We start from the raw sequence: 23309 nt of genomic DNA, 5'->3' as shown, positions 1-23309 counted from the left end.
ATGCCCACTGGAGATACTAGAAATAGAGATTCTGGAATCCGGAAAGGGCGGGATTATATGAAGCAAATTTTGTTAATCACAGACGGCTGTTCAAATGTGGGGCAGAGCCCGGTCATGACCGCATCGCTGGCCCGGCAGGAAGGGATCACCGTGAACGTGATCGGGATAGTAGACTATGGAACGATTGGCGAGCTGGGAAGTCTGGAGATCCGGGAGATTGCTAAGGCAGGAGGTGGAATGAGCCGGATATCAGGAACTGAGCAGCTTGCCCAGACGATGCAGATGGTCACCCGAAAGACGGTGGTTCAGACGATCCAGCAGGCGGTTAATAGAGAACTGAAACAAATTTTGGGAAAAGCATCGGTGGAGGACCTCCCGCCGGACAAACGGTCTGAGGTGGTTGAGGTCATGGACGAGCTTACGGAAACAACACCACTCGATATTGTCCTTCTTATTGATGCGAGTGCCAGTATGAAACCCAAGCTTGCTGCCGTAGAGGAAGCGATAAGGGACCTTATGATCAGTCTCGGTGCGCGCGAAGGCCGAAGCCGGGTTGCGGTGTTTCATTTCCCCGGGCGGCACGGAGGCGAAGAGGCCGTGCTGGATCAGGTCTGGACCGAGGATCTCAGCGGTCTACGGAGCTTGTTCCAGCGGCTTCCTGTCAGAGGGGCGACTCCCACCGGGCCGGCGATCCTCAAGGTGATTGATTTCTTCCGGTATGGTACAATAAATGGAAATCAAACGGGTCCGGAGGAAAGAGATGAAAGAGAAGGGATGCTCGGTGACTACGTCGTATAAAGCTGGCATCCCGGCCGGGACGCTTGTTACAGGGAAATGGCGCGGAAGCAGATACTTGATAGAGCGCCGGTTGGGCCAGGGGGCGAATGGTGTGGTATACCTGGTCCAGCAGGCGGGTACCCGGAATCTGTATGCACTTAAGATGGGATATGACACCTTTGATCTTCAGTCTGAGATCAATGTGCTGAAGGCTCTGCAGCGGCAGGGGAAGCCGAATGCGGCAGAGGAACGGGATCTTTCTTATCTGGTGGAGGTGGATGACTTCTCCTATGCGGATAGGGAGATTCCTTTCTATGTTATGCGGTATGTTAAGGGAGAGCCGCTGAGCAAATTTCTGACCCGCCGGGGAAGCCAGTGGCTGGACGTAGCCGGGCTTAACCTGCTTGGGCAGCTGGCGATCCTGCATAAGGGCGGATGGGTGTTCGGTGATCTGAAGCCGGACAATGTTCTGGTCTCCACCTATGGGGATGTCGAGCTGATTGATTACGGGGGCGTCAGCCAGCATGGCCGCAGTGTGAAGCAGTTCACCGAATGGTATGACCGGGGCTTCTGGAATGCCGGGGGCAGGACGGCGGATGCGGCTTATGACTGGTTTTCGTTCGCTGTTGTGTGTATTCATATGATGGCGGAATCCAAGCTGAAGGCTGCGGCCCGGCAGCTGCCGCAGACTCGCAGTACAGCGGACCTGATTCAGATTATCGAGCAGGAGCCGCGGCTCAAATCTTATTCCGGCTGGCTTAAGAAGGCGATTAGCGGCAGTTTTAAGAATACAGAAGAGGCCTATGATACATGGAAAAGAATGATCTCACGCACTCCGGCACGCAAATCCGTTCGCAGGACGCCGGGCTGGCTCAAGGGTGCGTTTGCTATCTCCCTGTTCCTGCTCGTATGTGCCATCTATCTAACATTGCGCTAGTTCAGCGGGGGCACAGTGCGGGCGGTCGTTCCTGAAGAGGACGGGTGCACGCATCGAGCTTATGATTATGCGGGTGATTTAAGGGGAGAAATGCATGGAAGACATGAACATGAATCAGCTTGTGGCTTATCTGAGGCGGATGGCCAGCAAATACGACTTGTGGTCACCTGGTGACTGTATTGTGGTCGCAGTATCCGGAGGTCCGGATTCTGTGGCTCTTTTGCATGCCCTACATCATATTGCCAAAGACTCCAAAGCTAAGCTTAACCTGGTATGTGCTCACGTCAATCATGGATTTCGGGGCAAAGAGTCGGATTCCGAGGCGGAATTTGTAAGAGGGATCGCGAAGGACCTCGGTATTCCCTTTGAGCTTGGAAGTTATGATGTCCCTGCTTATATGGAGGAATCCGGATTAAGTGTCCAGACGGCGGCCAGGGAGAAAAGATATGAATTTTTACATCGTACAGCCCAACATTATAATGCTTCCTCCATCGCCCTTGCCCATCATGGGGATGATCAGGCCGAGACGGTAATGCTGCGGCTGCTCCGGGGTACAGGAATGAGCGGGCTTGCCGGAATGCGGGTGAAGCGGCGGGAAAAAAATGTGGAACTAATCCGGCCACTACTGCGTATATACAAGACGGACTTGATCCAGGTATGCCGGAATTCCGGCTTGGAATACGTGACCGACAGCAGTAATCTGAGCAATAAATATGCCCGAAATGCGGTACGGTTGGATGTGCTGCCTTTTTTGGGGCAATATAATGGTCAGTTGGCTGAATCGCTGAATCGCCTGGCTGAGGTTGCCGGCGAGGAAGATGATTATATGCAGCAGGCGGTGAAAGAAGCCTATGCAGCGATGGTTAGCCAGGTGCAAGGGGGGAGCTGCTTCCCTGTGAAAGAATTTGCCCGCTTACATGTCGCTTTACAACGGAGGTTGATTAAACTAATATTAAATTATCTGCCTTTGAACACGGATGACATGGATTTCGTGAAGATTGAAGCCATTCGTGAAGGCGTATTGCAGGAGCACCCGACCAATTGGACTCTCGACTTGGGAGGAGGCCTGCGTTGTATACGCGAATATAATACAGTATCTATTTTGCCGGAGACTACGGATCAGGTTAAGCAGGAATATACATACCGTTTGGAGGAAGTTCCCGCAAGATTACCGTTACCGGAAGCCGGAAGAGAGTTAAGAATTACCATACGGCCGGTGAATCTCCAGTCTGCCCAGCCGGATTGGAAGACGGCCGGAAGCGAAGAAGCACTATTTGATGCGGATAAGATTAACTATCCGCTGATCGTACGTTCCCGTAAGCCGGGAGATATCATGAAAGTCATGGGATTAAACGGAAGCAAAAAGGTTAAAGATATTTTCATTGATCAGAAAATACCTCCATCTGTCCGCTCTAAGATCCCCATTGTTACGGATGCTTCAGGCCGGATTTTGTGGCTGCCTGGTGTCCGGAGATCCGCCCACGCGGCGGTCGGGAGCAGTACCTCGTCCATCCTGCATATGCAGATGGAGCCATTAGAGGGCGGAAGTTAACCGGTTATCGCCATAGTCAGGCTTTCATAGTATAACTTAGGAGGTTCACGCTTTGCAGAACGATATTCAAGAAGTACTTATCAGCCGCGAACAGATTGAAGAGAAGGTAGTGGAACTCGGCAAGCTGCTGAGCAAGGAATACGAAGGCCGTAACCCGCTTGTAATTTGTGTTCTTAAAGGGGCCTTTATTTTTATGGCCGATTTGGTTAAAGAGATAACAGTACCTATGGAGCTTGACTTCATGGCTGTCTCAAGCTACGGAGCTTCCACGAAGTCATCAGGCGTGGTGAAAATTATCAAGGATCTTGATAATTCAGTGGAAGGACGGGATGTCCTTATCGTTGAAGATATTATTGACAGCGGATTAACGCTGAGTTATCTGATCGACATACTGCAGCGCCGCAATGCGAAGTCCACCAAGGTAGTCACCTTGTTTGACAAGCCGGCACGCCGGACGGTGAATCTGGAAGCGGATTACACCGGGTTTGTCCTTCCCGACGAATTTGTTGTGGGATATGGACTTGATTATGCCGAGAAGTACCGCAACCTCCCTTACATCGGGATTCTAAAGCCTGAGATTTACACCAGCTAATGCAGCACTCCGCAAGTGCCTAGTGCCTCCTTGTGTCATTGTTGAGATGGCCAGACAGGCTATGGTAAAATAACTTAAGTGTTTTGAGAGGAGGTAGGGGATGAATCGGTTCATCCGGAATTCTGGTTTTTATTTAATTCTTTTCTTAGTCGTGGTGGGCATCGTCCAGTTCCTCAGCGGCGGGGGCGAAGCGGCCGACACCCCTAGATATGACCAATTCCGCCAGCAGCTGCAGGCGAACAATGTCAAGGAAATGACAGGTCAATTCGACGGTTACGCATATCTGGTGACCGGTAAATACAGAGCAAAGGTTGATAACAAGGAGAACTTCCAGACCTATGTTCCATATGATACGAATGTAGTCAATGAGCTACAGAATTACAGCCAGAAGAACGACGTGCACTTCTCCTGGAAGAAGATGGAGGGTGACAGCATATGGCTTACGCTCCTAACCTCCATTGTTCCGCTGGCGATCATGTTCATTCTGTTCTTCTTCCTGTTCAATCAGGCTCAGGGCGGCGGCGGCAAAGTGATGAACTTCGGCAAGAGCCGGGCCCGGTTATATAATGAAGAGAAGAAGAAGGTTACTTTCGAAGACGTAGCTGGCGCCGACGAAGAGAAGCAGGAGCTTGTGGAAGTGGTTGAGTTCCTCAAGGATCCGCGCAAATTCGCAGCTGTGGGTGCCCGCATTCCTAAAGGGGTTCTCCTTGTGGGTCCTCCAGGTACAGGTAAGACCCTGCTTGCCCGTGCGGTAGCAGGTGAAGCGGGTGTTCCGTTCTTCAGCATCTCCGGTTCTGACTTCGTGGAGATGTTTGTCGGTGTCGGTGCATCCCGTGTACGTGATTTGTTCGAGAACGCGAAGAAGAATGCACCATGTATCATCTTTATTGACGAGATTGATGCAGTGGGACGTCAGCGCGGCGCCGGACTCGGCGGCGGACATGACGAGCGTGAGCAGACGCTCAACCAATTGCTCGTAGAGATGGATGGTTTCGGTGGCAACGAAGGCATTATTATCGTGGCTGCAACGAACCGTGCGGATATTCTTGACCCGGCGCTCCTTCGTCCGGGCCGTTTCGACCGTCAGATTACAGTGGACCGTCCGGATGTGAAGGGCCGTGAAGCTGTACTTAAAGTACATGCACGCAACAAACCACTGACCAAAGATGTCCGTCTGGATGTTATTGCGAAACGTACCACCGGGTTCACCGGTGCAGATCTGGAGAACCTGCTGAACGAAGCGGCACTGCTTGCAGCCCGCCGTAATCGCAAGGATATCTCCATGCGTGAAGTGGATGAAGCGATTGACCGCGTTATTGTCGGAACAGAGAAGCGCAGCCGGGTGATCAGCGAACGCGAGAAGCGGATTGTGGCTTTCCACGAAGCTGGTCATACGATCGTCGGTTATTTCCTCGAACACGCGGATATGGTCCATAAGGTAACGATCATTCCACGCGGTCGTGCCGGCGGATATGTAATCATGATGCCGAAGGAAGACCGTATGCTGGTAACAAAGCAAGAGCTTCTTGATAAAGTTACAGGCCTCCTTGGCGGCCGTGTATCCGAAGAACTGTTCATTGGTGAAATTGGAACCGGGGCATACAGCGACTTCCAGCAGGCGACCAGTATCGTGCGCAGTATGATTGTGGAGTACGGTATGAGTGAGAAGCTGGGTCCTATGCAGTTCGGGACTTCTCAAGGCCAGGTATTCCTGGGCCGTGATATCGGGCATGAACAGAACTACAGTGATGCGATTGCTTATGAGATCGATCAGGAAATGCAGCGTTTCATCAATGAAAGTTATGAACGTTGTAAACAGCTCCTGATGAAATATTCCAAAGAGGTTCATCTAATTGCCGAAACCCTTCTTGAGGTGGAAACTCTTGAACTGGATCAGATCAAGCAATTGATCGAGACAGGCAAGCTTACACCGGATGCAGATGGGGAAGACAGCGGTTCCTCGGAATCGGGCTCTCCGATTGTAGATACGATCGGTGATGTCAATGTTCGCATTCAGGCCAGAGATGAGGAGGCCCAGCCGCCAGTACCGGGTGGGGACATTCCTAACGATGTGCCGGGAAGTTCAGCGAACGACATCCGTGGAGACCATCCTGTCGATACTCCACAGGGAACGGTCAAAGATGCACCCGATGCCCCTGCTAGTCCGCAGTCTAAGGACGAAGACGGCAACGGGAACACGGGTGGCAACCCTACTGTATAATTTGCAACTACCGTAAAGCTGACATCTGTCTACAAACAGCATTCTAGGAAGCAAACCGGAAAACACTTAGTGTTTTCCGGTTTTTTTGACGATTGCGGCTGATTGACAGCAGAACTAACGTTGTGTAAATTAATTGTTAAACAATGCACAAAGTTTTTGACAGGGGATCAGACAATAGTTATAAGTCTTGAAATTAGCAAAATGCGTGCATCGGTTCACCTTTATAACTATGATTCTAAAAATTCGTATTGCTGTAGATACAAGGGAGGATGTCTGGTGGAGGCATTAGCTTTGGAACGCAAAGCGGAGCAGAACCGTGAGCTGCGCGAACGGCTGGTTCAATTGAAGAAAGAGAGAAACGCCATTATTTTGGCTCATTACTATCAGAGAGATGAGATTCAGGAGGTCGCCGATTTCCGCGGAGACTCTTTTTTGCTTGCACAGAAAGCCGCACAGACGGATGCGGAGGTTATTGTGTTCTGCGGCGTTCATTTCATGGGGGAAAGTGCTAAAATCCTGGCTCCGAACAAGACGGTTCTAATTCCTGACGAGCGCGCTGGCTGCCCGATGGCGGATATGGTCAATGTGGACGGTCTTAGAAAAGTCAAGGCCCAGCATCCAAATGCCAAGGTCGTCACTTATATTAACTCGTCTGCGGAGATTAAAGCAGAGACTGACATTTGCTGTACTTCTTCTAATGCAGTCAAGGTAATAAACTCTGTTGATGCCGATGAAATCATCTGGGTGCCGGACAAGAACCTGGGGCACTATGTGCAGCAGCACACAGACAAAAAGATGATTATCTGGGAAGGTTATTGCAACACCCATGATATGCTTACCGTGAAGGACGTCGTTGAGATGAAGGCGAAATATCCGGAAGCCCAGTTTGTGGTTCATCCGGAATGCCGCCCCGAAGTGGTTGAGATGGGCGACTTTGTTGGAAGCACTACAGCGATTTTAGACTACTGCAAACAGTCTGACTGCAAACAATTTATTGTGGGAACGGAAGATGGCACAGGGTATCAGCTCAGACTGGACAGTCCGGATAAAGAGTTCTATTTCGCAACGAAATTCTTGGTATGCCCAAATATGAAAGTGAATAATTTGAAGAAATTGGTGAAATGTCTGGAGACGATGCAGCCGCAGATTTATGTACCACCGGCTGTTGCAGACAAAGCCAGAGCATCCTTAGAGCGCATGTTACAAGTTAAGTAGCATGCGCTACTCTCTTGCCCTTAAGACAGGTGAATGACATGATACCGAAATATTTAGTGGATTTTGATCTGGGAGAGCTCCCTTCACAACAAACCGATGTACTTGTGATTGGAACAGGAATCGCTGGACTGTTCACGGCGATTAAGGCAAGTGCGGACCGCCAGGTTGTTGTGATTACGAAAAAGGGACTAATGGAGAGCAATACGAGATATGCCCAGGGTGGAATTGCAGCGGTGATCTCGGAAGAGGACTCACCGGCATCACACCGTGAGGATACCTTGTTCGCCGGAGCTGGGTTCTGTTCGGAGCCAGCGGTGGAAGTGCTCGTTCATGAAGGCCCCGATGGAATACGCGATTTAATCCGGATGGGGGCCGAATTTGACCATGAGAATGGAGAATTGGCCTTGACCCAGGAAGGCGCACACAGCCACCGGCGTATTCTTCATGCGAATGGGGATGCTACTGGATATGAGATCGTACGTGCGTTATCCCGTAAGGTCCAAGATACGGACAATATTGAGGTGTGGGAAGATCACTTTGTTATTGACCTTATTGTTGAGGGAGAGGAATGTCTGGGTGCCCTGATTCAGGGACCTGATGGACAGAGATCCTTTCTTCAGGCCGGGGCAACTCTGCTGTGCAGCGGAGGGGCCGGGCAGCTTTACAGTCATACGACGAATCCGGATGTTGCGACCGGAGACGGCGTGGCCTTGGCTTATAGAGCTGGAGCCAGAATCCGGGATATGGAATTTATTCAATTCCATCCTACAGCCTTATGTCTCCCGGGAGCTCCCAGATTCCTTATTTCGGAGGCTGTCCGGGGTGAAGGGGCAGTTCTCCGGAATATCCAAGGCGAGCGGTTCATGGAGAAATATCATCCTCAACGGGAGCTTGCCCCCCGGGATATTGTAGCCAGAGCCATCGTGAGTGAGATGGAAGCTGCCGGGTCTGAATTCGTGTACCTCGATATTACCCACGAAAAGCCGGATACGGTCAAGAACCGCTTTCCAACGATATATGAAACCTGCCGGTCTTATGGGCTGGATATGACCAAGGACTGGCTCCCAGTTGCGCCGGCTGCCCACTACATGATGGGGGGAGTTCAGACGGACCTGAATGGGGAGACGAACATCACCAGATTGTTTGCTTGCGGAGAGGTCTCCTCTACAGGGGTCCATGGCGCCAATAGGCTTGCCAGCAATTCGTTAACCGAGGCCATTGTATTTGGGCGGCGGATTGTTGGAAGAATCCGTGAGCTTCCTCCTCTGGAGAAGGCCATCGGGGGAATATCCCATTATGAAGCGCGAAAGCCAGTTGTATCTGAACCGGATGAGCGGCGTAGAGAGCTCCAGGACATTATGGTGAAGCATGCCGGTGTACGAAGAAACGGAGAGCTGCTTCAGGCTGGTCTTCTTGAGCTTCGGAAGATGACAGACCTGTTTGGGGCGAAGCTGCGGTATAATCATGAGATGGAACTGGCTAACATGCTGATCTGTGCACTTGTGATTACAGAGTCTGCTATCCATCGTAAAGAAAGCCGGGGAGGGCATTACCGGGAAGACTACCCAGGGCAAGACGGTTGTTACGGACTTAAACGAATTGTTCACCACCGTGAACAAGGAATGTTGGAGGAAGCGATCAATGATCTTTAATGGATATAACGAGGGACTAGTAGAGTCCATCCGTGGTTGGTTAAAAGAAGATGTGGGTTCAGGGGATGTAACGACTTCCGTTACGATCCCTTTTGGACATGAATCCAAAGGAATTATTCATGCCAAAACGGATGGCGTGATCGCCGGGATTCCGGTTGCACAGCTCGTCTTCGAGGTGGTTGATCCAACGCTGGTCTTCACCGCCCGTGTACAGGACGGAGAGGCCGTAGCCAAAGGGACGGTACTGATCGAAGTGGAGGGCAGCACCCACAGTATTTTGACAGGAGAGCGTCTGGCTTTGAATTTGCTGCAGCGGTTGTCGGGCATTGCGACCCGGACGCGTACATATGTTGACGCCCTGGAAGGGCATGCGGTCCGGTTGGTGGATACCCGTAAGACGACCCCAGGCCACCGGATGCTTGAGAAGTACGCCGTACGTATGGGCGGAGGGGCTAATCACCGCTTCGGTCTGTATGATGCTGTCATGATCAAGGATAATCACATTAAGGGAGCGGGCGGAATTACGCAGGCTGTTAACCGGGCCCGGGCTAATATCCCACACACGATGACCATTGAAGTGGAGACGGAAAATATGGATCAGGTTGAAGAGGCACTCGCTTGTGGAGCGGATATTATCATGCTTGATAATATGCATCCGGAGCTGATGAAGCAAGCTGTTCAGCGGATCAAGTCAGTATCACCGCATGTGACTGTGGAAGCTTCCGGCAATGTATCGCTGGATACGCTTCAGGGGATAGCTGAGAGTGGAGTGGATGTCATTTCCGTTGGCAGATTAACCTACTCCTTTGAAAGCATGGACATCAGTCTTGATCTGAATGCCAAGAAAGGAAGGTAACTGCCATGATCCTAGTCGTTGACGTAGGCAATACAAATATTGTGCTCGGTATTTATAAGAACCGTCAGCTGCTGCACCATTTCCGTCTTGGAACTAATCGGCAGTCGACGGGCGACGAATACGGAGTCATGATTCATAATTTGTTTCAAATGTCCCATATTGATGTACGGGATATAGAAGGAGTTATCATCTCATCAGTGGTTCCTCCTTTGATGCATGTCCTTGAACAAATGTGCCAGATGTACTTGAAAAAGGCGCCGCTTATTGTGGGGCCAGGGATTAAAACTGGACTCAATCTGCGCTATGAGAACCCGCGTGAGGTTGGGGCCGACCGGATTGTCAATGCGGTTGCCGCTGTTGAGCTGTATGGCGGACCACTGGTTGTGGTTGATTTTGGGACGGCGACCACGTTTGACTGCATAGATGGGCAGGGCAACTACCTGGGCGGCGCTATCGTGCCGGGCATCGGAATTTCCACGGAGGCGCTGTACCAGAGGGCTTCCAAGCTGCCGCGAATTGAGCTGGAGAAGCCGAAGAAGGTGATTGGGCGCAATACGATCCATGCTATGCAGGCTGGGATTATTTTTGGATATGCCGGTCAAGTGGATGGAATTGTAGGACGTATCCGTGCTGAAATGAACGCGAAACCTAAGGTTGTAGCGACAGGCGGATTGGCAGAATTGATTGCCAGCGAGACCACCAGTATTGAAGAGGTAAATCCCCTGCTAACTCTTGAAGGGCTGCGGTTGATTTATGAACGCAATGCAGGGTAGATTGAATTAGCATCTAAACAGGATGCACTGGCGACAGACAGCAGATTCGTACAAAAACCAAGGAGGTGCAACCTGATATGAGCGAAGAGAAAGATCGTTTAATAAGAGGAACAGCTATGGACGGCAAAGTTCGTGCCTTTGCGGTTAGGACAACCCAGCTCGTAGAGGAGCTGCGCCGCAGACATGATACTTATCCAACGGCAACAGCCGCCATGGGACGGACGCTTACCGCGGCGGCCATGATGGGTTCTATGATGAAGGGCAAGGAGCAGTTGACCATTCAGGTCAGGGGTGATGGCCCCATCGGCCAGATTGTGGCGGTTGCAAATGCCGGAGGAGAAGTGCGGGGATATGTTCATAATCCGCATGTCCATCTGCCAAGCAACAGCCTGGGTAAGCTGGATGTGGCCGGAGTGGTAGGGACAAGCGGCTTTATCCATGTGATTAAAGATCTTGGCCTTAAAGAGCCATACCGCGGCAGTGTACCGATCGTATCGGGGGAGCTCGGTGAGGATTTCACTTATTATTTTGCAGTATCCGAGCAGACCCCATCAGCCGTGGGACTCGGTGTATTGGTAGATGCGGATTCTTCCGTAAATGTGGCTGGAGGATTTATTATTCAGCTGCTTCCAGGTCTCAGTGATGCGGAGATCTCCGCAATTGAGCAGGCGGTTGGACAACTGCCATCGGTAACTTCCATGCTGGATCAAGGGCTCAGTCTCGAGGAGATGCTGAAGCGGATTGTTCCGGATGTGCACGTTCTGGATGAAATGGAGATCAAGTTTGCTTGCACCTGCTCCCGTGAGCGCGTGGAGAAGACGCTGATCAGTCTTGGTGAAAGCGAACTGGAGCAATTGATCGAAGAAGAGGAAACAACGGAAGTGGTTTGTGACTTCTGCAGAGAACCGTATGTATTTACCCGAGCCGAGTTGAAAGAGCTGTTGGAGCAAGCCAAGAGCAAATAAGACGTAAAATACTTTGCTTGCAGAAAATTTCTGCATTTTCGGACTGTGGTCTGGAGGGCAAAGTATTTTTTCGTTCTATTATTGACAACCTCCGGTGCATATTGATAAGATAATATCAGGTGAAAACCTACTTATTTACTCGGATATTCACTTAAAGTCAGTTTACCGAAATAGAATCGTTAGCTTACATCATAGGATATATACAGAAATGCTTTTTTTATTTCTTTTCATGAGCTAGATGGATTGAATGAAGGTTGGTTCCATCCATATAGAGATAGGATTGCACTTATCCAAGGGAGGGTTTTATTATGGCTAAAGTCGTAAATAATGTCACAGAACTGATTGGTGGAACACCGCTGGTTCGTTTGCAGCGTATCGTACCGGAAGACAGTGCGGAAATCTATGCCAAGCTTGAGTATCAGAACCCGGGCTCCAGCGTGAAAGACCGGATCGCCATCAGCATTGTGGAAGAAGCTGAGAAGCAAGGACTTCTTAAGCCGGGCGGCACAATTATTGAAGCAACCAGCGGCAACACAGGTATCGGTCTGGCGCTTGTTGCGGCAGCCAAAGGATATAAGGCGGTAATCGTTATGCCTGAAACGATGAGTATTGAGCGCCGTAATTTGCTCCGTGCATATGGAGCTGAACTTGTCCTCACACCTGGGGCAGAGGGGATGAACGGGGCCGTCAAGAAAGCGGAAGAGATTCTTGCTGCTAATCCGGATTACTTCCTTGCTGACCAGTTCAAGAATAAGGCTAACGTGAAGATTCACCGTGAGACAACAGGGCCAGAAATCGTCGAAGCGATTGAATCGCTGGACGGCAAGCTTGACGCTTTTGTGGCGGGTATTGGTACAGGCGGAACGATTTCCGGTGCGGGTGAAGTGTTGAAGAACCGTTTCCCTGACATCAAGATTGTAGCGGTTGAGCCTGCGGCATCTCCAATTCTGGCGGGCGGCAAGCCAGGACCTCACAAAATTCAGGGTCTGGGCGCCAACTTCATTCCAGAAATTTTAAACCGTGAAATCTATGATGAGATCATCCATGTTGAGAATGAAGAAGCATTCGATCAAGCGCGCAAAGTCGCCAAAGAAGAGGGTATTCTCTCAGGTATTTCCTCAGGGGCTGCTGTGTTTGCGGCACTAAAAGTAGCTAAAGAGCTGGGTAAAGGCAAGCGTGTAGTGGTGGTCATTCCAAGTAATGGCGAACGTTATTTGAGTACGCCGCTGTACAACTTTGAAGGTTAATTTACTTTTGAATGGTTTATAGAATTAACTATATAAGTTGAACTTAAGGATTACCCACAGGCAAGAGTGTGAAATGATTCTGGAGAAACGTAGCGTTCGCCTTTGTGAACGGAGTTCTACCGTATTGGGATTTATTGGATCAAGAAATCCGTGAACAACAGCGATCGGAAGAACATTTCATACGGCTGCCTCCATCCGTACAATCATTTGTTCAATTTATATAGCTTAACTGAATGTAAGATAGAAGCCCCTGTAATTTCCGGCGACGGAGTTACAGGGGCTGCTTTGTATATTTTTCGCACCGCATGAGGCTGCCAGCGCGCAGTATGGCGTTGCAAGACGGATGCCTGGAGACTGGACGAAATGACCAGGAGAAAACAAAGATTGGGGCTTTCATCCCGGCGGATCCTTTAGTATACTAGCAGACAATAGACAGGCTTCTTAGGCAAAGGGGGATAGGGATGAACGTTTTAACAACAATGGAGCAGTGGCAGGAGTGGGCTTCTGCCGGATATAATCTGCTGCCTTTTGCCGTGCGGATTGCGGATAACGGCAAGCTCCCCTCCTCTTGGATGAAGGCATGGGAGCATGCCTCCCCCTATTCCTTCGTATTGGAGAGTGGAAAGGACGGAAGGTACACGTTCCTTGGGCTTGAACCAGTCTCGGTGATCCGAGGCAAGGGGAACAGGGCGGAGGTTCAGGATCTTAGCTCCGGGAAGCGCGTTTCTATGAGCGGGCCGCCGCTTGAATTGATCCGGAAATGGATGAGTCCATTTCGTGCTCCTGGTGTTCCGGAACTGCCCAAGTTTAGCGGGGGCTGTGTGGGCTTTCTCGGTTATGACGTCGCCCGTTCCCTCGAGGAGCTGCCTAAGAAGGCGGAGGATGATTTGAAGCTGGACGACTACGTCTGGATGCGGATGGAAGAACTGTGGATCATCGATCAGCAGGATCAGGCGGTTTATGCGGTCATTCATGCCGGGGTAGATAAGGCGTTATCTGATTATATGCGGGAACTGGAACTGAACGGAACAGCAACGCCCAAGGCCGAGCCAGCTGTCCTAGCCGCCTTGTATGAGCAAGCTTGGCAGAGAGGGGCGGCGATGAGCCATTTGTGGGGTGAGATTGCCGGTGCCGCAGAAGCGGGAGTCCAGGCTGATATGGCCGAGCGCCGCAGAACCCGGATTGAAACAGCCCGGCGCGAAGGGCATTGGCCGGTGAGTGGTCTAAGATCCTCTTTTGCGCAAAAAGATTTCGAGCAGGCCGTAGTTCGGATTAAGGAGTACATCGCTGCGGGCGATGTCTTCCAGGTTAACCTGTCACTCAGACAGGAGAGGAAGCTGACCTCATCATCAGAGGAGGTCTATGAATGGCTGCGCCACTTGAACCCTTCGCCGTATATGGGGCTTCTTCGCTTTCCCGAATACCGGTTGGTATCCGGTTCGCCCGAGCTGCTGGTAAAGCTCGAAGCAGGCGAGATGAGTGCCCGGCCTATTGCGGGAACCCGGCGCCGGGGCAGAACCGAAGCGGAAGACCTGCAGATGGCTGAAGAGCTTCGCGGTAGTGAGAAGGAAAGAGCGGAGCATATTATGCTGGTGGATCTGGAGCGCAACGATCTGGGCCGGGTTGCTGCCTATGGTACGGTGCAGGTCAGCGAACTGCTGGCTGTGGAATACTATTCCCACGTGATGCACTTGGTCTCTGAGGTCAAGGGGCAGCTTGCACCGGAGCGCACGCTCTACGATGTCATTGCGGCCAAGTTCCCCGGGGGCACCATAACCGGAGCGCCCAAGGTACGAACCATGGAGATTATAGAAGAGCTGGAGCCGGTTACGCGCGGGCCTTACACCGGGTCCATCGGCTGGATTGACTACCGTGGTAATATGGAGTTAAACATTATCATACGTACTCTGGTTGTTAAAGATCAGATTGGATATATTCAGACCGGAGCCGGAATTGTGATTGACTCCGAGCCATACCGTGAATACAGGGAATGCCAGAACAAAGCAGGGGCTGTGGCGCTCGCGATGGAGCTTAGCGAAGAAGAGGCCCATAAGCACCGGGAACAGGAGATGTTAACATGATTTTGGTTATTGATAATTATGATTCGTTCACGTATAACCTCGTCCAATATCTCGGAGAGCTTGGCGAGGAAGTTACCGTCCGCCGTAACGATGAGATCGATATTGAAGGCATTAAGCAGCTCGCACCGGATCATATTCTGATCTCGCCGGGACCGTGCACGCCGAATGAAGCGGGAATCAGCCTTGAGGTTATTGAGAAGCTCAAGGGAGTGATCCCTATCTTCGGTGTATGCCTGGGCCATCAGGCTATTGGCCAATCGTTCGGAGGTAGAGTAATCCGAGCCGAACGGTTGATGCATGGCAAGACATCCCCGATTCTTCATAACGGCACCTCAGTGTTCAAGGGCCTTCCATCCCCATTCACTGCAACGCGGTATCACTCGCTGCTTGTTGAACGGGAGAGTCTTCCGGACTGCCTGGAGATTACTGCGGAGACGGAGGAAGGGGAGATCATGGGTCTGCGCCACAAAGAGTATGAGATTGAAGGGGTGCAGTTCCATCCTGAATCTATAATTACCGATCATGGACACCAAATCCTGCGCAACTTCCTCAGCCGCAAGGCAGGAGCGAAAGCTTGAATTACATCGGTGTCAATGGGAAGGTTGTGCCTGCTGATGAAGCCGTGATCTCTGTAATGGATCACGGCTTCATGTACGGACTTGGGCTATTTGAGACCTTCCGAACGTATAACGGAACCCCGGCCTTCCTCTCTTGGCATTTAGACCGGCTAAACCAGGGCTGCAGGACACTTGGCATCGTCTATGAGCCGCAGCCGCTTAAGCTGCGGAGCCACCTTTCAGAGCTGCTCGCCGCCTCCGGGTTGACCGAGGCATATATCCGCTATACGGTGACGGCTGGAGAGGATGGACTTGGCCTTCCGTCGAGCGATTACTTGTCACCTCAGGAGATCGTTTATGTTAAGCCCCTTCCCGCTGCTCCTGCTGCTCTTTATACCGATGGCCGGTCACTCCGGCTGCTGGCTACCCGGCGCAACACACCTGAAGGCGATGTGCGTTTAAAGTCGGTGCATTATATGAATAATATATTGGCCAAGCGGGAGCTCAGCGCCAGGTTAAAGCCAGGGGATGAACCTGCAGAGGGGCTTTTGTTGACAGCCGAGGGCTATTTGGCCGAGGGGATTGTGAGCAATCTTTTTTTTATCAGCAAGGATGTTCTGTATACCCCTTCTATCAAGACGGGAATTTTGCCTGGGATTACAAGAAGGTGCGTTCTGAAGCTGGCTTCTGTCTCAGGGCTTGCTGTAGAAGAGGGCCTGTACACATGGCAGGATCTGCTGCAGGCTGACGAGGTATTTATAACAAACTCCATACAGGAACTGGTGCCTGTAACCGCTCTGTATGATTTGGATGATCGCCGGCACAACGTGGGCACGGGGAAATGTGGTAAGCATACTGCTCTGTTGTTGCAAGCGTACCGGGAGAAAGTGAGGGATTTTGGGTGAAACCACAGGTTTATCAGCGCAGCTACCGCTGTGGGGAGAACACACTGAGCTTGGGGGAGAGAACCCTGATTATGGGGATTCTTAACGTCACCCCTGACTCGTTCTCTGATGGGGGACAGTATATCAGCACGGAAGCAGCTGTGAAGCATGCCCTGCAGATGGCTTCGGACGGAGCCGATATTATTGATATCGGCGGGGAATCTACCCGACCCGGACATGAGCCTGTAGGTTTGGATGAAGAATTAAGACGGGTGCTGCCGGTCATCAAGGCGATTCATGAAGCTGCACCACAGATTGTGATTTCCGTTGATACGTATAAAGCCGAAGTTGCTAGGCAGGCACTTCTGGCGGGTGCGCACATCATTAACGATATATGGGGAGCCAAGGAAGACCCGCATATGGCGGCAGTTGCGGCAGAATTCGGCTGCCCGATTATACTTATGCATAACCGGAAAGACCGTAATTACAAGCATTTTATGGACGATGTTGTGGCTGATCTTAAGAATAGTATTGATATTGCGCTTCGGGCCGGAGTTCACAGGGATAACATTATCCTCGACCCAGGAGTGGGTTTTGCTAAGGATCATGATGAGAACTTAAGAATCCTGCGGTCGCTTGACCGGCTTACCGAGCTTGGGTATCCGGTTCTGTTGGCTACTTCACGCAAGAAGTTCATCCGTACCACGCTGGATCTTCCGGCGGATGATGTGGTTGAAGGGACGGCAGCTACCGCGGCATTGGGCATTGCTCAAGGCTGCCAGATTATACGGGTGCATGATGTGGCCCAGCTAAAAAGAACAATTGATATGTGCGATGCGGTGGTGTACAGCAAGGATCATCCCACTGAGCAGAATTAGAGAGGTGTATGAAAGTTATGGATAAAATGACACTAACCCGCATGGAATATTACGGTTATCATGGTGTATTTGAAGAAGAGCGCAAGCTGGGACAGCGCTTCTATATCGATCTGGAGCTCAAGCTTGACTTGCAAGAGGCTGGGGTGAATGATGATTTGACCCGTACAGTCAACTACGCCGAGGTGCATGAGCTGGTTAAGAAAATAGTGGAAGGCCGGAGCTTCAAATTGATTGAGGCCCTTGCCGAGTGTATTGCATCCGAGATACTGGACACTTATACTGTTATAGATGAACTAACCGTGAAGGTAACCAAACCTCATCCCCCTTTTGATATTCACTTCCAGGGTGTCACGGTGGAACTGTTAAGGTCCAGAAAGTGAGAACTTGCGATGAATTCACATTCCTCCTCTGAAAACTCAGAGGCTTATATTGCTTTGGGGGCTAATTTGGGCGACCGGGAGGCTACGCTGCTTGAAGCTATCCATCGCCTGAACCGGCACCCAGAGATTACGATCCTCCGCTGCTCGTCTCTGTATGAGACAGATCCTGTCGGTTATGTGGATCAACCGAATTTTATTAATATGGCACTGGCTCTTCAGACCACGCTTGAACCGGAACAGCTGCTGACGGTGATGCTTCAGATTGAGCTTGATCTCGGGCGTGAGCGCCATATTCATTGGGGGCCGCGGACAGTGGATTTGGACCTGCTCTGGATGGAAGGGAGAACACTAGATACGCCCCGGTTAACACTTCCACATCCACGTATGCACGAGCGGGCTTTTGTGCTCGTTCCGCTGGCGGAGATCGTGCCAGCGACCGAGACTACGGGTCTGTATCCGTATGTTCAACACGCATTGACATCAGGGGGCGGAAAGGAAGGCGTCCGCTTGTGGAAAGAATGCAGCTGGCCCAGCGCATCCGGGCATTCCGCAAATTAAAAGGCTACACCCAGCAGCAGCTTGCCGAACAATCCGGCATCTCCCTTGCGGTGCTGGGAGCCATTGAGCGGGGGAACCGCCGCGCGGAAGACAAAGTCATTGAGACGATTGCACAGGTTCTTGGCATTTCGGTACATGAACTGGTGCATGTTGATACAAATATAACAAAGGAGTGAGACCGACATGCTTAAGATTGGCGATATACAAATGAAGAACCAGGTCGTTCTTGCTCCGATGGCGGGCGTGTGCAATCCGGCGTTCCGCTTAATTGCGAAGGAGTTCGGCACCGGTCTGGTATGTGCAGAGATGGTTAGCGATAAGGCGATCCTTCACGGGAACAAGCGGACCCGGGAGATGCTGTTCGTGGATGAGCGGGAGAAGCCGCTGAGCCTTCAGATTTTCGGTGGGGACCGGTCATCCCTTGTGGAAGCGGCCAAGGTTGTCGATCAGGAGACCAACGCGGACATTATCGATATCAATATGGGCTGTCCTGTGCCTAAGGTGACCAAGTGTGATGCAGGTGCGCGCTGGCTGCTTGACCCGAACAAAATCTATGAAATGGTGTCGGCTGTAGTGGATGCCGTAAGCAAGCCGGTTACAGTAAAAATGCGGATTGGCTGGGATTCCGACCATATCTTTGTAGTGGATAACGCCAAAGCGGTTGAAGCTGCCGGGGGCAAAGCCATTAGTGTTCACGGACGTACCCGTGAGCAGCTGTACACCGGCCATGCCGATTGGAGCTATATCAAACAGGCGAAGGAAGCCGTTTCTATCCCGGTTATTGGTAATGGGGATGTCAGCACGCCTGAGGATGCGCGCCGGATGCTTGATGAGACCGGCTGTGATGGAGTGATGATCGGACGCGGCGCCCTGGGTAACCCATGGATGCTGTACCGGACCATTGAGTATTTGAAGAACGGGGTATTGGCTCCAGAGCCGACACCGGAAGAGAAGATTCGGATTGCGATTCTTCATATGGACCGTCTTGTCGCGCTTAAAGGCGAGAATGTCGCAGTGAAAGAAATGCGCAAACACCTGGCCTGGTATCTGAAAGGCATGGAAGACGGTGCGCGCGTGAAGGACATGATTATGGAAGAGACGAAGCGTGATGAAATGGTCCGTATTCTGGAGGACTATGTGGCGGGGCTTCAAAATGAGCCGGCTGACGTTGCCGTGACGGCGTAGTTAGGTCGGAACCTTAGGTTAATATCTGACAGAGCGGGGCTGTTAAAACGTTTACATTTCTTGCTCTGCATGTCATTGACATTTTGCAGTGCTTACCCTATAATTTCTCAGTATAAATTCGCCTCAGGAGATAACTTCCACAGCATAGGGATGTTCTCATCTCTGTGAGATTGCATATGATATTCTCTAAATGATGCGTGAAATTTGCGAAAATTATTTCCATGACAGGAGAATCGGTTGATGAGCGATAAAGAAGTTATTCTTACCCAAGACGGTCTGAAACGACTGGAAGAAGAACTGGAGAACCTCAAATCCGTGAAACGCCGTGAAGTGGCCGAGCGGATTAAGGTAGCCATCGGATATGGTGATATCAGCGAGAACTCGGAGTACGAGGACGCGAAGAATGAGCAGGCTTTTATCGAAGGCCGTATTATAACGTTGGAGAAAATGCTTCGCAATGCCCGCATCATTAACAATGATGAGATTGATACGGATACAGTAAGCATTGGTTCAACAGTTATCGTTGAAGATTTGGAATTCGGCGACAAGATGGAGTATGCCATCGTAGGTACAGCCGAGTCCGATCCGCTTCAGAATAAGATTTCTAATGAAAGTCCGGTTGGTAGAGCCATTCTTGGCAAGAAGATTGGGACAGTTGTTGACGTAACGGTTCCAGCGGGCGTCATTCAATATAAAATTTTAGAAATCAAGAAGTAAGAGGTAGGAGCTTCCTTAAGGAAGCTTCTTTCACTGTATTTGTAGGAGTTGGCCGTAAGTGCGGTATCAAAGTGAGTAAGGGAGTTGAACGACGAATGAGCGAGGAAAACACAAATCAGGAAGTGGAAGTCAGCGAGCTGCTGCAAATTCGCCGCGACAAATTGGACGAGCTGCGCGGGCTCGGGATTGACCCTTTTGGGAAGAAGTATGAGCGTACCCATAACGCAGGGGATATTTTGAAAAAATACGACAGCTTCTCCAAGGAAGAACTGGAAGAGCAGGCGCCGGAAGTCCGTATTGCCGGCCGCATTATGGCGAAGCGGGGCATGGGTAAGGCAAGCTTTGCTCACATCCAAGACCTGAGCGGCAAGATTCAGATTTACGTCCGTAAAGACACTGTGCCTGAAGCAAAATATGAAGCCTTCGATCTGCTTGATCTGGGGGATATTGTGGGAGTCAGCGGTGAGGTGTTCAAGACCAAGACCGGAGAGACTACAATCAAGGTTAAGGACCTGGAAGTCCTCAGCAAATCACTGTATCCTCTACCGGACAAATATCACGGTTTGAAGGACGTTGAGCTTCGTTACCGTCAGCGTTATGTCGATCTGATCATCAATCCTGAAGTCCAACAGACTTTCATTCTGCGTTCCCGCATTATTCAGTCTATGCGCCGGTACCTGGATTCGCTGGGCTATCTCGAAGTAGAAACGCCTACGCTTCACAGCATCGCAGGGGGAGCTGCGGCCCGGCCGTTCATCACCCATCACAACGCGCTTGATATGGAGCTGTACATGCGGATTGCGATTGAGCTTCACTTGAAACGTTTGATTGTCGGCGGGCTTGAGAAGGTCTATGAAATCGGACGTGTCTATCGTAATGAAGGGATTTCCACACGACATAATCCGGAGTTTACCATGATTGAATTGTATGAAGCTTATGCGGATTACAAAGACATCATGGCGCTTACCGAGAATATGGTTGCTCATATTGCCCAGGAAGTGCTGGGTACACAGACGATTCAGTATCAAGGCCAAGAGGTGGACCTTCGTCCACAGTGGCGCCGGGTATCTATGGTTGATGCGGTTAAAGAGGTCACAGGTGTAGACTTTAGTGTACAAATGACCAATGAAGAAGCTCACCGTCTTGCCCAGGAGCATAAGGTTCCTGTGGAGAAGCATATGACATTCGGACATATCTTGAATGCGTTCTTTGAGCATTTTGTTGAAGAGACCCTAATCCAGCCAACCTTTATTACAGGCCATCCGGTTGAGATCTCTCCGCTTGCGAAGAAGAATGAGCAGGATCCGCGCTTTACCGATCGTTTCGAATTGTTTATTGTTGCGCGCGAGCATGCCAATGCCTTCACTGAGCTTAATGATCCAATCGACCAGCGTCAGCGGTTTGAGGATCAGCTTAAGGAGCGCGAGCAGGGTAACGATGAGGCTCACGAGATGGACGACGACTTCATCCGGGCGCTTGAATACGGAATGCCGCCTACCGGCGGACTTGGGATCGGTATAGACCGTCTGGTTATGCTGCTTACGGATTCCGCATCCATTCGTGACGTCCTGTTGTTCCCTCATATGCGTTCACGTTCAGCCGAATAATACTAAATTTTTGATCTTGAATAGATATTATGAATAAAAGAACAGCTTCTGAGCTTAAACTCAGGAGCTGTTCTTTTTTTGTCCCGTTTGGCTGCAAAGCGCATCAAGATGTTGGGATACCAGCAGCTGCATTCGCTCTGATGACATAGTAGCGGGGCTGATGACCGCGTGCATGGCAAGTCCGTCAATGAGGGCGTGAAGACGTGCCGTCTCAAGCTCAAGATCCAGATCCGGCTGTGCCAGGTTATGAGATATGAGAGCTTCAACAATAGACTGAATGCCAAACCGCATTTTTTCATATACAGCATTGTTTAAAGCTTTAAGAGCAGGATCAGACAGTGCCTTGCTTGTAAAAGCAATCCATACCTCCATCTCTGACCGGGATTCTTCATCTATAGGCAGCAGCTGGTATAATACCTTCTTCATATCCTCTAGTGGAGGGCCGTTAAAAGAAATCGATTGTATTCGTTTTTCGACCCGCTCTGAAACGAGCTGCATAGAATAGGCAAATAGGTCAGACTGGCTTGCAAAGTAATGCCGCAGTGACCCAACCGACATGTTGGCCTCTTTGGCGATATGACGAACGGATGCCTGCTGTATGCCATGACGACAGATAATTCTCCACGTGGCCTCGGCGAGCAGTTGTTTCTGTTTTTCGTGATCTACAATTTTAGGCATAAGTTGATTATACCATGGTTGATTTATTTAATACAGTGTGTTATAAACTTTGTAGCACAGTTGTACTAAATAAATGAATGAGGTGAGTTAGCTTGATTGGCTGGTTAATTGTAGGCTGCGAAATTGCATTTTGGGTGTTTGTATTGGCTGGACTCTGTACGCGTTATTTGCTCAAAAATAAATTTTTGGGTGGTCTGCTTCTTCTATGTACACCTCTTGTCGATCTTGTACTGCTTATCGCTACAGCAGTGGATCTCAAGCAGGGTGCCGAGGCAACTGCATATCACGGGGTTGCTGCGATCTATTTGGGAAGCACAGTGGCATTTGGGCACAGAATGATCAAATGGGCGGATGAACGGTTTGCTTACAAGTTTGCTGGAGGAAGTAAGCCCGCCAAGAAACCGAAGGGTGGAGCAGAACATGCAAGGCGGGAGAGAGCAGGCTGGTATAGGCATTTGTTAGCGTGGGTTATTGGTTCAGCTATACTTGCTTTATTGATTTTGTGGGTGGGGGAACCTGAGAAAACAAAAGTATTCGAACAATTCATTATGGGATGGGGAACTGTATTGGGCATTGATTTTCTTATCAGCTTTAGTTATACCTTATGGCCGCGTGAGGTTAAAAAAGGCCATTCTGTAGACTAAAGGAATTTATTGCATAACCCCGTATTCTGAAAAAGGGGTTGTATATTTCTCGCTGGCATGGTATATTCTAATTCCGGTTAAGAAAAACAACATACTGCTTCGGAAAGATATGAGGCAGCCAAGCAGCATGAATAAGAATTTAAAAATAAGTGTTGCAATGTTGAGCCGGACATGATATACTATAAAAGTTGTCAGCGAGAAACGGTGCTGAGAACGAAATGAGAAATTGATCTTTGAAAACTGAACAACGAGTGAGATACAAGATTGAAGAACTTTGGTTCTTTGATCGAATGAGAATTAAAATTCTCGTCAGTTTCAAAATGAGCAAGTCAAACACTTTAATGGAGAGTTTG

At 50.3% G+C, this 23309-nt stretch carries 23 protein-coding genes; 22 read left to right on the top strand and 1 reads right to left on the bottom strand.

Annotated features, from left to right (window positions below):
- Positions 1-57: 57 nt before the first annotated feature.
- From KJS63_RS25545 to lysS, 21 genes are all read left to right on the top strand, one after another.
- On the top strand, positions 58-798 hold the full coding sequence (locus KJS63_RS25545) for a vWA domain-containing protein (protein ID WP_213621602.1): 741 nt from the start codon (positions 58-60) through the stop codon (positions 796-798).
- Positions 761-1714, top strand: a complete 954-nt coding sequence (locus tag KJS63_RS25540) for a serine/threonine protein kinase (RefSeq protein ID WP_213621601.1) — start codon at positions 761-763, stop codon at positions 1712-1714. The genes KJS63_RS25545 and KJS63_RS25540 overlap by 38 nt, the downstream gene beginning before the upstream one ends.
- A gap of 94 nt (positions 1715-1808) precedes the next feature.
- On the top strand, positions 1809-3266 hold the full coding sequence (gene tilS / locus KJS63_RS25535) for a tRNA lysidine(34) synthetase TilS (protein ID WP_213621600.1): 1458 nt from the start codon (positions 1809-1811) through the stop codon (positions 3264-3266).
- 52 nt (positions 3267-3318) lie between these two features.
- Positions 3319-3858: a hypoxanthine phosphoribosyltransferase gene (gene hpt, locus KJS63_RS25530; protein ID WP_068621745.1), complete on the top strand. Its 540-nt coding sequence runs from the start codon at positions 3319-3321 to the stop codon at positions 3856-3858.
- 100 nt (positions 3859-3958) lie between these two features.
- The gene (gene ftsH, locus KJS63_RS25525; protein ID WP_213621599.1) at positions 3959-6079 is read left to right on the top strand and encodes an ATP-dependent zinc metalloprotease FtsH; all 2121 of its coding nucleotides are present in this window, start codon (positions 3959-3961) and stop codon (positions 6077-6079) included.
- Positions 6080-6355: 276 nt separating this feature from the next.
- Complete coding sequence (nadA, locus tag KJS63_RS25520) at positions 6356-7294, top strand: quinolinate synthase NadA (protein ID WP_213621598.1); 939 nt, start codon at positions 6356-6358, stop codon at positions 7292-7294.
- Positions 7295-7332: 38 nt separating this feature from the next.
- Positions 7333-8946, top strand: coding sequence for an L-aspartate oxidase (nadB, locus tag KJS63_RS25515; protein WP_213621597.1), 1614 nt, complete (start codon positions 7333-7335; stop codon positions 8944-8946).
- On the top strand, positions 8936-9802 hold the full coding sequence (nadC, locus tag KJS63_RS25510; protein ID WP_213621596.1) for a carboxylating nicotinate-nucleotide diphosphorylase: 867 nt from the start codon (positions 8936-8938) through the stop codon (positions 9800-9802). Before nadB ends, nadC begins: the two co-directional genes overlap by 11 nt.
- 5 nt (positions 9803-9807) lie before the next feature.
- Positions 9808-10575 carry a type III pantothenate kinase gene (locus tag KJS63_RS25505; RefSeq protein WP_068621755.1) on the top strand — a complete coding sequence of 256 codons (768 nt, stop codon included), beginning with the start codon at positions 9808-9810 and terminating at the stop codon, positions 10573-10575.
- A 77-nt stretch (positions 10576-10652) separates the two neighbouring features.
- A complete protein-coding gene (gene hslO / locus KJS63_RS25500; RefSeq protein ID WP_213621595.1) occupies positions 10653-11540 on the top strand; it encodes an Hsp33 family molecular chaperone HslO in 888 nt (295 codons plus the stop codon).
- 308 nt (positions 11541-11848) lie between these two features.
- Positions 11849-12787, top strand: coding sequence for a cysteine synthase A (cysK, locus tag KJS63_RS25495; RefSeq protein WP_068621759.1), 939 nt, complete (start codon positions 11849-11851; stop codon positions 12785-12787).
- Positions 12788-13248: 461 nt separating this feature from the next.
- Entirely contained in the window at positions 13249-14868 is a 1620-nt protein-coding gene (locus KJS63_RS25490; RefSeq protein ID WP_213621594.1) for an anthranilate synthase component I family protein, read from the top strand.
- A complete protein-coding gene (gene pabA / locus KJS63_RS25485) occupies positions 14865-15446 on the top strand; it encodes an aminodeoxychorismate/anthranilate synthase component II (RefSeq protein ID WP_213621593.1) in 582 nt (193 codons plus the stop codon). The genes KJS63_RS25490 and pabA overlap by 4 nt, the downstream gene beginning before the upstream one ends.
- Positions 15443-16330, top strand: coding sequence for an aminodeoxychorismate lyase (pabC, locus tag KJS63_RS25480; RefSeq protein WP_213621592.1), 888 nt, complete (start codon positions 15443-15445; stop codon positions 16328-16330). The genes pabA and pabC overlap by 4 nt, the downstream gene beginning before the upstream one ends.
- On the top strand, positions 16327-17187 hold the full coding sequence (folP, locus tag KJS63_RS25475) for a dihydropteroate synthase (RefSeq protein ID WP_244862772.1): 861 nt from the start codon (positions 16327-16329) through the stop codon (positions 17185-17187). Before pabC ends, folP begins: the two co-directional genes overlap by 4 nt.
- Positions 17188-17204: 17 nt before the next feature.
- Complete coding sequence (gene folB, locus KJS63_RS25470; protein WP_213621591.1) at positions 17205-17567, top strand: dihydroneopterin aldolase; 363 nt, start codon at positions 17205-17207, stop codon at positions 17565-17567.
- Positions 17568-17576: 9 nt separating this feature from the next.
- On the top strand, positions 17577-18125 hold the full coding sequence (gene folK, locus KJS63_RS25465) for a 2-amino-4-hydroxy-6-hydroxymethyldihydropteridine diphosphokinase (protein ID WP_213621590.1): 549 nt from the start codon (positions 17577-17579) through the stop codon (positions 18123-18125).
- Complete coding sequence (locus KJS63_RS25460; protein WP_068621774.1) at positions 18077-18301, top strand: helix-turn-helix domain-containing protein; 225 nt, start codon at positions 18077-18079, stop codon at positions 18299-18301. Before folK ends, KJS63_RS25460 begins: the two co-directional genes overlap by 49 nt.
- A 7-nt stretch (positions 18302-18308) precedes the next feature.
- A complete protein-coding gene (gene dusB / locus KJS63_RS25455; RefSeq protein ID WP_068621776.1) occupies positions 18309-19310 on the top strand; it encodes a tRNA dihydrouridine synthase DusB in 1002 nt (333 codons plus the stop codon).
- A 240-nt stretch (positions 19311-19550) separates the two neighbouring features.
- The gene (gene greA, locus KJS63_RS25450) at positions 19551-20027 is read left to right on the top strand and encodes a transcription elongation factor GreA (protein ID WP_068621778.1); all 477 of its coding nucleotides are present in this window, start codon (positions 19551-19553) and stop codon (positions 20025-20027) included.
- A gap of 95 nt (positions 20028-20122) precedes the next feature.
- A complete protein-coding gene (gene lysS / locus KJS63_RS25445) occupies positions 20123-21634 on the top strand; it encodes a lysine--tRNA ligase (protein ID WP_068621779.1) in 1512 nt (503 codons plus the stop codon).
- Positions 21635-21694: 60 nt separating this feature from the next.
- Here lysS and KJS63_RS25440 read toward each other — a convergent pair whose 3' ends face one another.
- On the bottom strand, positions 21695-22312 hold the full coding sequence (locus KJS63_RS25440) for a TetR/AcrR family transcriptional regulator (RefSeq protein ID WP_213621589.1): 618 nt from the start codon (positions 22310-22312) through the stop codon (positions 21695-21697).
- 92 nt (positions 22313-22404) lie between these two features.
- Here KJS63_RS25440 and KJS63_RS25435 point away from each other — a divergent pair, with 92 nt between their 5' ends.
- On the top strand, positions 22405-22956 hold the full coding sequence (locus KJS63_RS25435; RefSeq protein WP_068621784.1) for a 2TM domain-containing protein: 552 nt from the start codon (positions 22405-22407) through the stop codon (positions 22954-22956).
- The last annotated feature ends 353 nt before the right edge of the window (positions 22957-23309 follow it).

The organism is Paenibacillus sp. J22TS3 (assembly GCF_018403205.1).
Taxonomy (GTDB): domain Bacteria; phylum Bacillota; class Bacilli; order Paenibacillales; family Paenibacillaceae; genus Fontibacillus; species Fontibacillus tuaregi.
Note: the sequence above shows the minus strand (reverse complement) of the source record. Positions and strands in the feature narration are given on the sequence as shown.

Bases quoted from the DNA above. Each gene is read 5' to 3' on its own strand.
- KJS63_RS25545 (WP_213621602.1), top strand. From the start codon at position 58: ATGAAGCAAATTTTGTTAATCACAGACGGCTGTTCAAATGTGGGGCAG.
- KJS63_RS25540 (WP_213621601.1), top strand. From the start codon at position 761: ATGAAAGAGAAGGGATGCTCGGTGACTACGTCGTATAAAGCTGGCATC.
- tilS (WP_213621600.1), top strand. From the start codon at position 1,809: ATGGAAGACATGAACATGAATCAGCTTGTGGCTTATCTGAGGCGGATG.
- ftsH (WP_213621599.1), top strand. From the start codon at position 3,959: ATGAATCGGTTCATCCGGAATTCTGGTTTTTATTTAATTCTTTTCTTA.
- nadB (WP_213621597.1), top strand. From the start codon at position 7,333: ATGATACCGAAATATTTAGTGGATTTTGATCTGGGAGAGCTCCCTTCA.
- nadC (WP_213621596.1), top strand. From the start codon at position 8,936: ATGATCTTTAATGGATATAACGAGGGACTAGTAGAGTCCATCCGTGGT.
- KJS63_RS25505 (WP_068621755.1), top strand. From the start codon at position 9,808: ATGATCCTAGTCGTTGACGTAGGCAATACAAATATTGTGCTCGGTATT.
- hslO (WP_213621595.1), top strand. From the start codon at position 10,653: ATGAGCGAAGAGAAAGATCGTTTAATAAGAGGAACAGCTATGGACGGC.
- cysK (WP_068621759.1), top strand. From the start codon at position 11,849: ATGGCTAAAGTCGTAAATAATGTCACAGAACTGATTGGTGGAACACCG.
- KJS63_RS25490 (WP_213621594.1), top strand. From the start codon at position 13,249: ATGAACGTTTTAACAACAATGGAGCAGTGGCAGGAGTGGGCTTCTGCC.
- pabA (WP_213621593.1), top strand. From the start codon at position 14,865: ATGATTTTGGTTATTGATAATTATGATTCGTTCACGTATAACCTCGTC.
- folB (WP_213621591.1), top strand. From the start codon at position 17,205: ATGGATAAAATGACACTAACCCGCATGGAATATTACGGTTATCATGGT.
- folK (WP_213621590.1), top strand. From the start codon at position 17,577: ATGAATTCACATTCCTCCTCTGAAAACTCAGAGGCTTATATTGCTTTG.
- dusB (WP_068621776.1), top strand. From the start codon at position 18,309: ATGCTTAAGATTGGCGATATACAAATGAAGAACCAGGTCGTTCTTGCT.
- greA (WP_068621778.1), top strand. From the start codon at position 19,551: ATGAGCGATAAAGAAGTTATTCTTACCCAAGACGGTCTGAAACGACTG.
- lysS (WP_068621779.1), top strand. From the start codon at position 20,123: ATGAGCGAGGAAAACACAAATCAGGAAGTGGAAGTCAGCGAGCTGCTG.
- KJS63_RS25440 (WP_213621589.1), bottom strand. From the start codon at position 22,312: ATGCCTAAAATTGTAGATCACGAAAAACAGAAACAACTGCTCGCCGAG.